At 34.5% G+C, this 13,005-nt stretch carries 12 protein-coding genes; 8 read left to right on the top strand and 4 right to left on the bottom strand.

Annotated features, from left to right (window positions below; genetic code table 11):
• The first annotated feature begins 10 nt into the window (after positions 1 to 10).
• The 3 genes from LMD38_RS07010 (at position 11) to LMD38_RS07020 (ending at position 1,313) form a co-directional block, all read left to right on the top strand.
• Complete coding sequence (locus LMD38_RS07010; RefSeq protein WP_000769088.1) at positions 11 to 466, top strand: RDD family protein; 456 nt, start codon at positions 11 to 13, stop codon at positions 464 to 466.
• A gap of 174 nt (positions 467 to 640) precedes the next feature.
• Positions 641 to 739 carry a hypothetical protein gene (locus LMD38_RS07015; protein ID WP_000145657.1) on the top strand — a complete coding sequence of 33 codons (99 nt, stop codon included), beginning with the start codon at positions 641 to 643 and terminating at the stop codon, positions 737 to 739.
• A gap of 64 nt (positions 740 to 803) precedes the next feature.
• A complete protein-coding gene (locus tag LMD38_RS07020) occupies positions 804 to 1,313 on the top strand; it encodes an SDR family NAD(P)-dependent oxidoreductase (RefSeq protein ID WP_228920236.1) in 510 nt (169 codons plus the stop codon).
• A 55-nt stretch (positions 1,314 to 1,368) separates the two neighbouring features.
• On the opposite strand, the gene LMD38_RS07025 is transcribed toward LMD38_RS07020, so the two are convergent.
• Positions 1,369 to 2,469: an ABC transporter ATP-binding protein gene (locus tag LMD38_RS07025; RefSeq protein ID WP_000818924.1), complete on the bottom strand. Its 1,101-nt coding sequence runs from the start codon at positions 2,467 to 2,469 to the stop codon at positions 1,369 to 1,371.
• 261 nt (positions 2,470 to 2,730) lie between these two features.
• Here LMD38_RS07025 and malL point away from each other — a divergent pair, with 261 nt between their 5' ends.
• A complete protein-coding gene (gene malL / locus LMD38_RS07030; protein ID WP_000415190.1) occupies positions 2,731 to 4,407 on the top strand; it encodes an oligo-1,6-glucosidase in 1,677 nt (558 codons plus the stop codon).
• Positions 4,408 to 4,447: 40 nt separating this feature from the next.
• On the opposite strand, the gene LMD38_RS07035 is transcribed toward malL, so the two are convergent.
• Positions 4,448 to 6,208 (bottom strand): alpha-glycosidase, encoded by a 1,761-nt coding sequence (locus LMD38_RS07035; RefSeq protein ID WP_062821087.1) that lies wholly within the window; start codon positions 6,206 to 6,208, stop codon positions 4,448 to 4,450.
• Positions 6,209 to 6,532: 324 nt separating this feature from the next.
• Here LMD38_RS07035 and LMD38_RS07040 point away from each other — a divergent pair, with 324 nt between their 5' ends.
• The 4 genes from LMD38_RS07040 to malR all read left to right on the top strand — a co-directional run bounded on the left by LMD38_RS07040 (position 6,533) and on the right by malR (position 11,316).
• Complete coding sequence (locus LMD38_RS07040) at positions 6,533 to 7,792, top strand: extracellular solute-binding protein (protein WP_062821086.1); 1,260 nt, start codon at positions 6,533 to 6,535, stop codon at positions 7,790 to 7,792.
• A 76-nt stretch (positions 7,793 to 7,868) separates the two neighbouring features.
• Positions 7,869 to 9,170 carry a maltosaccharide ABC transporter permease MalC gene (gene malC, locus LMD38_RS07045; RefSeq protein ID WP_062821085.1) on the top strand — a complete coding sequence of 434 codons (1,302 nt, stop codon included), beginning with the start codon at positions 7,869 to 7,871 and terminating at the stop codon, positions 9,168 to 9,170.
• Positions 9,171 to 10,013 carry a maltosaccharide ABC transporter permease MalD gene (malD, locus tag LMD38_RS07050; RefSeq protein ID WP_062821084.1) on the top strand — a complete coding sequence of 281 codons (843 nt, stop codon included), beginning with the start codon at positions 9,171 to 9,173 and terminating at the stop codon, positions 10,011 to 10,013.
• Between the two features lie 280 nt (positions 10,014 to 10,293).
• Positions 10,294 to 11,316: a maltose operon transcriptional repressor MalR gene (gene malR / locus LMD38_RS07055; protein WP_062821083.1), complete on the top strand. Its 1,023-nt coding sequence runs from the start codon at positions 10,294 to 10,296 to the stop codon at positions 11,314 to 11,316.
• A gap of 14 nt (positions 11,317 to 11,330) precedes the next feature.
• Here the strand turns inward: malR and LMD38_RS07060 are convergent, their stop codons facing one another.
• Together LMD38_RS07060 and LMD38_RS07065 are read right to left on the bottom strand one after the other, a co-directional pair.
• Complete coding sequence (locus LMD38_RS07060; RefSeq protein WP_062821082.1) at positions 11,331 to 12,494, bottom strand: aminotransferase A; 1,164 nt, start codon at positions 12,492 to 12,494, stop codon at positions 11,331 to 11,333.
• Between the two features lie 123 nt (positions 12,495 to 12,617).
• Positions 12,618 to 12,818 (bottom strand): hypothetical protein, encoded by a 201-nt coding sequence (locus LMD38_RS07065; protein WP_000929285.1) that lies wholly within the window; start codon positions 12,816 to 12,818, stop codon positions 12,618 to 12,620.
• Positions 12,819 to 13,005 lie beyond the last annotated feature (187 nt).

Here is a 13,005-nt window from a genome sequence, read left to right on the forward strand (position 1 = left end):
CGACATAAAAATGAAGTTAAAGATGCATCGTCCAGCGCTTGTAATGAATCGCATAGGTGCTTCCCTAATTGACATGTTTTTAATCTCGGTTATGTATGGTGCAGTAGTAGCTGTTATGACTGGAAATTATAGTGCTATTTTTAATCGCTTTAATATTAGTTTTGGCGATTATAGATATGATCTTGCAGTAGTTTTTATATTAATGGCGATATATTTTATTTTGCTACCCTTTATTTGGAACGGTGTAACACTTGGTAAAAAGGTAACGAGAATAAAATTAATTTCATTGAAGAGTGAAAAGTTAACATTACAAACATTAACAATTCGATTTTTTGTATTGTTATTACCGAACATATTACTACTTGGAATTCCGATATTATGTAACGTATATATGATGTTATTCCGCAAAGATAATTGTGGTTTTCAGGATTTAATTACAAAAACGAAAGTGATAAGTCTTGTATAACAAAAAGAGACCTTTTTATATAAAAAGGTCTCTTTTTGTTATACAAATATATTTTAATGGATATATAATAGGGAAAAAGTTAATCTATATCATTTTTGAATTTAATAGATTGAAAATTAAGAAAATGATATAATGATTAAAATAATATGTTTATATAATAAGGGGGAAATTGAAATGACTGGAGGTAGCGTAATCTTTTGGGGGATTTTAATTTTCATCGGTTTAGTTTTCGATCAGCGTAATAGTAAGAAAAAAGAAGGAGTAAAAAAGTAACCGCTTACAAATGGATAAGCAACTTTTCTTGCTTGCAGACTAATCTCATAAAGGAGTATACTGAATGACGGTAAGACTTATAGAAGGGGTAATGAAAATGAAGCTTGCAGGAAAAGTTGCTATCGTAACTGGCGGTGGCATCGGTATTGGACGTAATACAGCTCTTTTGTTGGCTAAACAAGGCGCAAAAGTAATTGTGACGGACATCGATCAAGAAAGTGGACAAGCAACAGTGGAGGAAATTACGAATCTAGGCGGAGAAGCACTTTTTGTATCCTATGATATGGAAAAACAAGGAGATTGGCAACGCGTAATCAGCATTACTTTGAATGCATTCAGTCGCATTGATATGCTTTTTCAAAATGCTGGTTTATATAAAATAGATTCTATATTTTCACGCCAACAAGAGAACGATTCCAATGTACTTTGTATTAATGACGTATGGATAGAGATAAAACAATTAACGTCATCTTTTATGAAACAGCAAGAAGAAGTGGTGCTAAGTGACTTAACGATTTTCGGTATTATTAGCACGAAAGGACAATCATTTCATACAGTAGAAGCCCTCGTATAATAGTGAAAACCGCCCTCAATATATGTGGACGGTTTTTTTGTATGAAAATTATTTTTTAACGAATGCGTTGTTCGGTTTGACTATCAAAGAAATGCGCTTTATTCATATCAAATGCTAGTTTAATTTGGTCACCAGGTGAAAATGTATGTCTTGCATCAACACGTGCTGCAAAATCTTGATTTCCAAGTTTCATATATAAAATAGATTCAGCACCTAATAACTCAGCAACTTCAATTTTTGTTGTGAAGGCAGTAGATTGTGAAGCTTCTAAAAATAATAGTTCATCATGAATGTCCTCAGGACGAATACCTAAAACAATGTCTTTATTTACATAGCCTTGTTCACGTAATATCTTCATTTTTCCTTCAGTTACTTTAATTTTTGCAGCATTGTCTATAACGAAATCGGTTTCAGTTAATTTACCACGGAAGAAATTCATCGCTGGAGAGCCGATAAATCCACCAACAAAAATGTTTTCAGGTGTTTCATATACTTCTTTTGGAGTACCGATTTGTTGAATTTTTCCGTCTTTCATAACAACAAGACGAGAAGCCATTGTCATCGCTTCAGTTTGATCATGCGTTACATAAATTGTTGTTGTTCCAAGGCGGTGGTGTAACTTAGAAATTTCTGAGCGCATTGCAACACGTAATTTAGCGTCTAAGTTAGATAATGGCTCATCCATTAAGAACACTTTCGCGTCTCGAACGATTGCTCTCCCTAACGCAACACGTTGACGTTGTCCACCAGATAATGCTTTCGGTTTTCTATCTAAATATTGTTCCAGTCCTAAAATTTTTGCTGCATCTTTCACACGACGATCAATTTCATCTTTTGGTATTTTTCTAAGTTTTAATCCAAATGCCATATTATCATATACACTCATATGTGGATATAGAGCATAGTTTTGGAAGACCATTGCGATATCGCGATCTTTTGGAGGGACATCATTCATTAGCTTACCATCAATTGAAAACTCTCCTTTTGAAATGTCTTCAAGTCCAGCCACCATTCGCAATGTTGTAGATTTTCCGCATCCAGAAGGACCGACAAATACGATAAATTCTTTATCTTGAATGTGTAAATTGAAGTCTGTTACAGCTGTTACGTTATTATCATATATTTTATAAATGTTTTCTAATTTCAGTTCTGCCATGGTATTTCCCCCTAGAAATAATTATGCAAACGTTTTCTTTGAGTTCATTATAAACGAATAGATTCAAAAAATAAACAAAAAAATAAAACGTTTTCATAAATTGGAAGAATATTAGTAAATTTCGTATGTTTTCTTAGAAAAATAAGAATAAAAGTTGTAAGCGCTATTTTAAATTAAGATAGAATCTGTTATCATTCATTAATGAAAACGTTTGCGCCTTAAAAAGAGAAAATCGAATTATGAATGAAATGGGGTAGCATAATGGAAAAACAGTGGTGGAAAGAAAGTGTAGTATATCAAATTTATCCTCGTAGCTTTATGGATAGCAACGGTGATGGTATCGGGGATCTTCGCGGTATTATTTCAAAGTTAGATTACTTAAAAGAATTAGGGATTGATGTAATTTGGTTATCACCAGTCTATGAATCTCCAAATGATGATAATGGTTATGATATAAGTGATTATTGTAAAATTATGAATGAGTTCGGAACAATGGAAGATTGGGATGAGCTATTACATGAAATGCATGAACGTAATATGAAACTTATGATGGACTTAGTTGTGAATCATACTTCTGATGAACATAATTGGTTTATTGAATCACGTAAATCAAAAGATAATAAATATAGAGATTACTATATATGGCGCCCTGGAAAAGAAGGAAAAGAGCCGAATAACTGGGGAGCAGCGTTTAGTGGATCAGCATGGCAGTATGATGAAATGACAGATGAATATTATTTACATCTGTTTTCTAAAAAACAGCCAGATTTAAATTGGGATAATGAAAAGGTAAGGCAAGATGTTTATGAAATGATGAAGTTTTGGTTAGAAAAAGGAATTGATGGCTTCCGTATGGATGTTATTAATTTTATTTCTAAAGAAGAGGGATTACCAGCTGTTGAAACAGAAGAAGAGGGGTATGTTTCAGGTCATAAGCATTTTATGAACGGTCCAAACATTCATAAATATTTACATGAAATGAATGAAGAAGTATTGTCTCATTATGATATTATGACGGTTGGTGAAATGCCTGGTGTAACGACAGAAGAAGCGAAATTGTATACCGGGGAAGAACGAAAAGAACTGCAGATGGTATTCCAATTTGAACATATGGATTTAGACTCAGGAGAAGGCGGAAAATGGGATGTAAAACCATGTTCACTCCTTACTTTAAAAGAGAATTTAACGAAGTGGCAAAAAGCATTAGAACATACAGGCTGGAATAGCCTGTATTGGAATAACCATGATCAGCCTCGCGTTGTATCTCGTTTTGGTAATGATGGAATGTATCGCATTGAATCTGCGAAAATGTTAGCGACGGTGCTTCATATGATGAAAGGAACACCGTATATTTATCAAGGAGAAGAAATTGGAATGACAAACGTCCGATTTGAGTCGATTGATGAATATCGAGATATTGAAACGTTAAATATGTATAAAGAAAAAGTGATAGACCGTGGTGAAGATATAGAAAAAATAATGGAATCTATTTATATAAAGGGTCGTGATAATGCTAGAACTCCGATGCAGTGGGATGACAAAGATCACGCTGGATTTACAACAGGTGAACCTTGGATTACAGTAAACCCTAACTACAAAGAAATTAATGTGAAACAAGCGATCCAAAATAAAGATTCAATTTTTTATTATTATAAAAAATTAATTGAGTTACGCAAAAATAATGAAATAGTTGTGTATGGATCATATGATTTAATATTGGAGAATAATCCATCTATTTTTGCATATGTAAGAACGTATGGGGAAGAAAAACTTCTTGTTATTGCAAACTTTACTGCAGAAGAATGTGTATTTGAATTGCCTGAGGACATTACTTATAGTGAAGCAGAGTTATTTATACACAATTACGACGTAGAGAATGGACCGATAGAAAACATACCATTACGTCCGTATGAAGCAATGGTGTTCAAATTGAAATAAGAAAAATCCTTATACCACTTTGGTATAAGGATTTTTTTGATTACCATTTTAATATGGAGAATCCATATGGAGGAAGTGTAACTTGTAATACACTTGCTTCCGCTGAAAATTCTTCGTTTGTATAAATATTAATGATTTTCTTTCCAGTAACATGGAGAGGCAGTGAAGCTGTAATATCACTATTAGTCGGATTTAAAACGAAAAAGATAGTTTCATCTTTATATGTTTTTGTATAAGAAATATAATTATGTTCATCATTTGCTTCAATGAATTGGAAAGTACCATGTCCTCCAAATGCTTTATATTGCTTTCGTAACGAAATTAATGTTTGTACATGTGTAAATAATAGATGATCTTGTTCTTTCGTATCCCAAACCATACATTTGCGACAATCAGGGTCCATACCGCCATCCATACCAATTTCGTCTCCATAATAAATACAAGGAGAGCCGATGAAAGAAAGGTGGAATACATAAAGTAACTTTAATTTATTTTTATCTCCGTTACATGTTGTCAATATTCTTGGTGTATCATGGCTGTCTAATAAATGAAATGCTGCTTCATTTACATTCATAGAGTAGGAATGTAGAGATTCTATAATTTGTTTCATAAATTCATTTGCCTTAATGGAATTGTTAGCAAAGTAAGACAGTAGAGCGTTTGTAACAGGATAGCTCATTACAGCATCAAATTGATCTCCTTGTAGCCAAGGAAGTGCATCGTGCCAAATTTCTCCTAAAATATATACTTCAGAATTTAATGCTTTTATCTCACTTCGGAATTCTCTCCAAAAGTTATGGTCGACTTCATTTGCTACATCAAGGCGCCACCCGTCTATATTGAATTCTTTTACCCAATAACGCCCTACTTCAAGTAAGTATTCTTTTACATCCGGGTGTGCAGTGTTTAATTTCGGCATATACGGTGTAAACGCGAAAGTATCATAATTCGGAAGTGGCTCAGTTTTAATTGGGAACTCATGAATATGAAACCATTCTTTATATGCTGACTGTTCACCATTTTCTAGTACATCTTGAAATTTATCGAAAAAGTATCCACTGTGATTGAATACGGCATCGAGCATTACTTTTATACCATGTGTATGACATGCTTGAACGAGTTCTTTGAATGTTTCTTTTGTGCCAAATTGCGGATCGATTTCCATGTAGTCAATTGTGTCATATTTATGGTTTGAATGTGCTTTGAAAATAGGTGTGAAATATATTCCCGAAATTCCAAGTTTAACAAGGTAATCGAGGTTTTGCATAATACCAGCAAAATCTCCGCCGAAAAAATTAGTTGGAGTTGGTTCAGCGCTTCCCCAAGGAAGGGTGTTTTCTGGATTCAACGTATGATCTCCATTAGCGAACCGTTCTGGGAAAATTTGATACCAAACAGTATCTTTAATCCAGGAAGGTGCTTTGAATACATCATTTGCATGAATAAATGGAAAACAGAAAAATTTACCAACGTCATCATTTGGAATGCTGGAAAAAAATCCGCGTTCTGCATAAATAAGCGTTTCTGTCTCTGCTTTTAATTCAAATCCATAACGTAAGCGCTTAAATTTTGGCTCGATGGAAATGGACCAATAATCAAACAATGCAGTAGAACCAGTTTTTTTCATCGGTGCACTTGAAGAAATCCACTTCCCGTCTGTCCATTCATAAGGATCACCATAAATAAGATTGGTGCTTTGAACATCGTCTCTTTTCGTACGTATTCGGATATGAATCGTTTTTTCATCGTAAGCGTATGCGTAATTATCTTTTGGCCTATGATAGATGGCGTCTTTAAGCATATAAAAAATCCCCCTTTACTATCTCTATGCATATTGTTCCCTTAAGTATAATAATAAAGCATATGTTGCAAACGATTGCCTTTTGCATAGCTTTAATATTGCTTATAAGAGTAGTATTCATTTCGTATAAAGTCAATGTACAAAGAGTATAGTAATAATATTTTTAAAATTAATATTTGCAAAATGAATAAAAGAATGTATAATGATAGACAAATAGCGCAAACGTTTTCATAGATTGAGATATTGTTTGCGCTTCTATTAAACTATTCAATGCAAACGTTTTCAATTAGTAGGGTACATATACAATTCAGGGAGGTTTTTGGGATGAAGAAAGCATTATCATTATTAACGGTTTCAGCATTATCAATTGGTATGTTATCTGCATGTGGACCGAAAGATTCAGGGAAAAAAGAAGAAAGTAAAGCGAAGAAAGATTACGATCTTCTCGTTTGGGAAGATGAGAAAAAAGGTGTTGGTCTAGAGCAAGCGGTGAAAAGTTTTGAAAAGAAATATAATGTGAAAGTAAAAGTTGAAGAGGTTCAGATGACGAAACAAATAGAAAAACTTCGTCTCGATGGTCCAGCTGGCACAGGACCAGATGTTGTAACATTACCACATGATCATATTGGTAATGCGGTAACAGAAGGACTACTTTCAGAAGTGAAAGTAGATGATACAGTAAAAAGTAAATTTACAGATTTATCAATAGAAGCACAAACATATAACGGAAAAATATACGGTTTACCAAAAGCGATTGAAACACCAATCTTTATTTATAATAAAAAATTGATGCAAAAAGCACCTGAAACGATGGATGAACTGTTTAACTTCTCAAAAGACTTTACGAAAGATGGAAAATACGGATTTTTAGCACTAGGAGATAATTTCTACTTCGCTAATGCATTTATGGCAGGTATGGGTGGTTATGTATTTGGTGAAAAAGATGGAAAGCCAAATGCAAATGATATTGGATTAAATAATAGCGGTGCAGTACAAGGTGCTGAATACATTCAAAAATGGTACAAAGAAAAGTTATTCCCGAAAGGTATTATCGGTGAATCTGGTGGTTCAGCTGCAGATGGATTATTTAATGAAGGAAAAGCAGCATCAATTATGAATGGTCCATGGGCATTCCAAGCGATGGAAAAGGCTGGAATAGATTATGGCGTTGCTCCAATGCCGAAATTACCAAATGGTCAACCAATGAAAACGTTTGTTGGAGTTAAAGGATGGCATGTAACAAGTTTCTCTAAACAAAATGATTTAGCTACAAAGTTCACTGAGTGGGTAACGAATGAAGAAAACGCAAAAATTCGATTTGAGAAAACAAAAGAAATTCCTCCAGTAAAATCAGTAATGGAAGATCCAATTATTAAAGATAACGAAGCTGCAAAAGCAGTTGCAACGCAATCTGAAAATGGAATTCCAATGCCAAACATTCCGGAAATGCAAGAAGTTTGGAAACCAGCTGGAGATGCGCTTCAATTAGTTGTATCAGATAAAGAAGCACCAAAATCCGCACTTGATAGTGCAGTGAAACAAATTAAAGGTAATATTGAGGCAAATCATAGTAAGAAAAAATAAGGTGAAATTCGTGCCTCTAATATGAGGGGCACGAATTCTCTCCCTTCCATGTGGGAAGAAAAAAGGGGGAAGGAACATGCAAACATCTATGGAACCTGCAAAGGGGTTAAACCATTCAAAGCATAGGAAAATGGCAACCATGTTATCAATCATTCCAGGCGTGGGTCAAATGTATAATAAACAATTTGTAAAAGGTCTTATTTTTCTAGTATTAACAGGTTCATTTATTGTAGCCTTTGCTGATTTATTAAATATGGGATTATGGGGCATTGTAACGCTTGGTACAGAAGTTCCACGTGATCATTCTGTCTTTCTATTAGTAGAAGGAATCTTGGCACTCATTGTCATCGTGTTTGGACTCGGAATATATGCATTTAACTTATATGATGCATATCAAAATGGGAAGAAACGTGATATTGGAACACCGTTAAATTCTGTAAAAGAGCAATACCGTAATTTGTTAGATCAAGGCTTTCCTTATTTAATGGTTTCACCAGGTTTTCTACTACTTATCTTTGTTGTCGTATTCCCAATCATCTTCGTAATTTTAATTGGATTTACGAACTATGATTTATATCATTCTCCTCCAGCTAAATTAGTAGATTGGGTGGGCTTTAAAAACTTTATTGATATCTTTACATTACCGATGTGGAGAGATACATTTTTAAGTGTATTTTCTTGGACTGTCATTTGGACATTCGTTGCAACAACATTACAAGTTGCACTTGGTATTTTTTTAGCGATTATCGTAAATCAGCCTGGTATTAAAGGCAAGGCAATTATTCGAACAATCTTTATTTTACCGTGGGCTGTTCCAGCATTCGTATCTATTCTTGTATTTGCTGGTATGTTTAATGAAACATTTGGAGCAATTAATAACCAAGTATTAGCTTTATTCGGGATTGAAAAGATTGCTTGGATGACAGACCCGTTTTGGTCAAAGATTGCTTTAATTATGATTCAAACGTGGCTTGGTTTCCCGTTCGTCTTTGCAATGACAACAGGTATACTGCAATCGATTCCAGGAGAATTATATGAAGCGGCTACAGTAGATGGAGCAACTGCTTGGCAACAGTTCCGCAAAATTACATTGCCACTTGTGTTATACGCAACAGCGCCAATATTAATTACGCAATATACGTTTAATTTTAATAATTTTAGTATTATTTATCTATTTAATAACGGAGGGCCTGCTGTGTCTGGACAAAATGCAGGTGGAACAGATATTTTAATTTCATGGATTTATAAGTTAACGATGACTTCCGCGCAGTACGGAAAAGCAGCAGCTCTTACAATGATTTTATCGTTAATCGTTATTACAGTTGCGTTATGGCAATTTAAGAGAACAAAATCATTCCAAGAAGAGGATATGATGTAAATGAATATTAAACGACAAAAGATGCTACGTCTTTCATTAAGTTATATAGTTATCTTCATAATGTGTGCGATTATTTTCTATCCATTACTATGGATAATTGGCTCATCGTTTAATCCAGGGGATAGTTTATCTGGGTCAAGTATTATTCCGAAAAATGCCACATTAGATCATTATCGCAAGCTACTTGATCTCGATTCAAGTAATTACTTACTTTGGTATAAAAATACTTTGAAAGTTAGCGTAATGACGATGATTTTCTCTGTACTAGCCATTAGTTTTACTGCTTATGCATTTTCAAGATATCGTTTTGTTGGAAGAAAGAATGGTTTATTAACATTTTTAATTTTGCAAATGATCCCAAACTTTGCAGCGTTAATCGCACTATATATATTAGCTCAGTTAACAGGGTTACTTGATACACATCTTGCATTAATTTTAATTTATGTAGGCGGAGCCATTCCGATGAATACATGGCTTATGAAAGGGTATTTTGATACGATTCCGAAAGAGTTGGATGAATCAGCTCGAATGGATGGAGCAGGACATTTTCGTATTTTCTGGCAAATCATTATGCCACTTGCAAAGCCAATCGTAGCGGTTGTAGCGTTATTTACTTTCATCGGTCCATTTACAGATTTCATTTTAGCGAGTATTATTTTGCGCACACCAGAAAATTATACGTTAGCAGTTGGGTTATATGAAATGGTAGCGAAGAAATTTGGTAATGAATTTACAACGTTTGCAGCGGGTTCAGTATTGATTGCAATCCCAATTTCAATTTTATTCCTATCACTACAAAAATATTTTGTTTCCGGTTTAACAGCTGGAGGTACAAAAGGATGAAAAATGGGACATTACGTCCCATTTTTCTTTTCATCTCCCTATAAATAAGTTTATAGGGAGATGAAAAGAGATTTGACATCCCATATGAAAAGAAGTGAAATAAATAGTATATTATAGTATAGGAAAAAAGAGCTCTATCCCTTACAATACATGGAGAGGGAGAATATGATAGGTTTTACAAGATAGAATCAATGAAAGTTTATGACTTCTCCTATTACTTGCAACGGGTGCAAGATGAAAATATATAAAATGGCAGAGAAGTGAAAGGAGGGGGATTTTTATGACAGTTACAATTAAAGATGTGGCGAAGAAGGCGAATGTAGCACCATCTACCGTTTCTCGTGTAATTGCTGATAATCCAAGTATAAGTGAAAAAACAAAGCGTCGTGTTCGGAAAGTAATGAGTGAACTAGGGTATCATCCTAATTTAAACGCAAGAAACCTAGCTAACCAAACAACAAAAACACTTGGCCTTGTTATGCCAAGTTCTGCAAGTAAAGCTTTTCAAAATCCGTTTTTCCCAGAAGTTATAAGAGGGATTAGTTCGTTTGCACATGTGGAAGGGTATGCACTTTATATGTCGACAGGTGAAACGGAAGATGAAATTTTTAATGGTGTTGTAAAGATGGTGCAGGGGCGCCAAATTGGTGGCATTATTCTTTTATATTCAAGAGAGAATGATCGGATTATTCAATATTTACATAAACAAAATTTCCCGTTCGTATTAATCGGGAAACCATATGATCGTAAAGAAGAAATTACATATGTAGATAATGACAATTATACAGCTGCAAGAGAAGTAGCAGAATATTTGATTTCATTAGGTCATAAACAAATCGCGTTCATCGGCGGTGGATCAGATTTACTTGTAACGAGAGATCGTTTGGCTGGTATGAGTGATGCTTTAAAATTAGCAGACATTGTATTACCAAAAGAGTATATTTTACATTTTGATTTCTCAAGAGAAAGTGGTCAACAAGCTGTGGAGGAATTAATGGCGCTAAAGCAACCACCGACAGCAATTATGGCAACGGATGACTTGATTGGACTTGGTGTGCTAAGTGCACTTTCTAAAAAAGGGTTCGTTGTACCGAAGGATGTTTCAATTGTAAGTTTTAATAATGCTTTATTATCAGAAATTTCGAGTCCGCCACTTTCGACAGTTGATGTGAATATATACCAGCTAGGATATGAGGCAGCAAAAGCTTTAGTTGATAAAGTAGAGAATGCAGAGTCTACTGCAAAGTGTATCATTATTCCGCATAAATTATTGAAGCGTCAAACTTGTGATCATTATGCATAAAAAAAGCTAAGAGTTTAACTCTTAGCTTTTTTTTGTAGAAAGGCTTCTAAACGGTCACAGCCTTCTTTTAAAGTTTCAATACTATACGCATAGGACAAGCGAAGGTAGCCTTCCCCATATTCAGAGAATGCTGTTCCGGGAACGACGGCAAGTCCAGCTTCTTTCACAAGATCAAGTGCAAAATCAAATGATGAAGATGTTAAATGGCCAACATATGGGAATAAGTAAAATGCACCTGTTGGCTTTTCAACTGTTAAGCCCATTTGAATGAGTCTATTATATACGTAATCACGGCGTTTTTTGTATTGATGACGCATCATTTTTGGTGCATCTTTAGCAGCTGTTAATGCTTCAATTGCAGCATATTGAGCGATTGAAGTAGCGCACGTTACGTTGTATTGATGAACTTTTAATATATGCCCAGCTAAATAGTTTGGTGCGAATAATAGACCGATACGCCAGCCAGTCATCGAATGCGATTTTGATAAACCGTTAATGACGATAGTCTTTTCGCGCATTTCTGGGAAATGAGCAATCGATGTATGTGTTTGTTCATATACAAGTTCGCTATAAATTTCATCAGAAAGGACGAAAATCTTTTTATCTTTTAAAACATTTACAATATCCTGTAGTTCTTCTTTTGATAAAGTTACACCAGTTGGGTTAGAAGGATACGGCAGTACGACGCATCTTGTTTTTTCTGTAATGGCATTTTTTAGTGCATCGGCTGTTAAACGGAAGCCAGTTTCACGAACATCTATAAATACAGGGGTTGCACCGCATAATCGAATAATCGGCTCGTACCCTGGATAAATAGGGGCAGGTAAAATGACTTCTGTTCCTGGCTCTAAAATCGTTCGAAATGCAACATCAATTGCTTCACTAGCACCGATTGTAACGATGGTTTCGTTTTCAGGTGAATAATGTAAATCGTAGTTATCTTTTACAAAGTTACAAGCTGCCTTGCGTAATTCTAGTAAACCAGCGTTATGTGTATAGCTTGTATAATTTTCTGTAATAGCCCGTTTTGCCGCTTCTTTTACGAGAGAAGGTGTAGGAAAATCAGGTTGTCCAATTGTTAAAGAGATAAGATTATCATAGTTTTGAATCATATTAGAGAATTGACGGATTCCAGAAATTTGGATGTCCTTCACTCTAGGGTTAATGAATTGTTCCATTGTATCTCCCTTTCTTCCGTTTGAAAATTAAATTCATTTTAACATATTTTCTATCATTTCGCTTGCGTATATGGTATGTAGAAAGAGAAGGATAATAGAAAAAAAGCCGCTGTAAGCGACTTTTTAATATCCGTATTCCCAATCTATTTCATCTTCATTCCAAAGTACAGAGGATACTTTGCCAAGGTGAACAACTGATTCATTCACAGCGCATGTGCAATTTTCTTCTCCTGTTTTATGCTGTAACTCTTCGTACACTGATTTTTCAACGTTTTCTAGAACGACCAAATTTTCTTCTTTTAAAACAAGCGTAGTACCCGCCATATTTATCTTCCTCCTACTAAAATAATGATCACTTATTTGTAAACATAGATAGTATGGATTATATGCTGTATTTTGCTATAGTTGTCCGTCTTATGAAGTATTTTTTATTTTCTTTGTAATCCGTATTCATTGTATACTGCCGGGCAGAAATTTGGTACAGGGTTTACATTCATTTCGAAAATCTGTA

It is taken from the genome of Bacillus pacificus (assembly GCF_020861345.1).
GTDB lineage: Bacteria > Bacillota > Bacilli > Bacillales > Bacillaceae_G > Bacillus_A > Bacillus_A pacificus.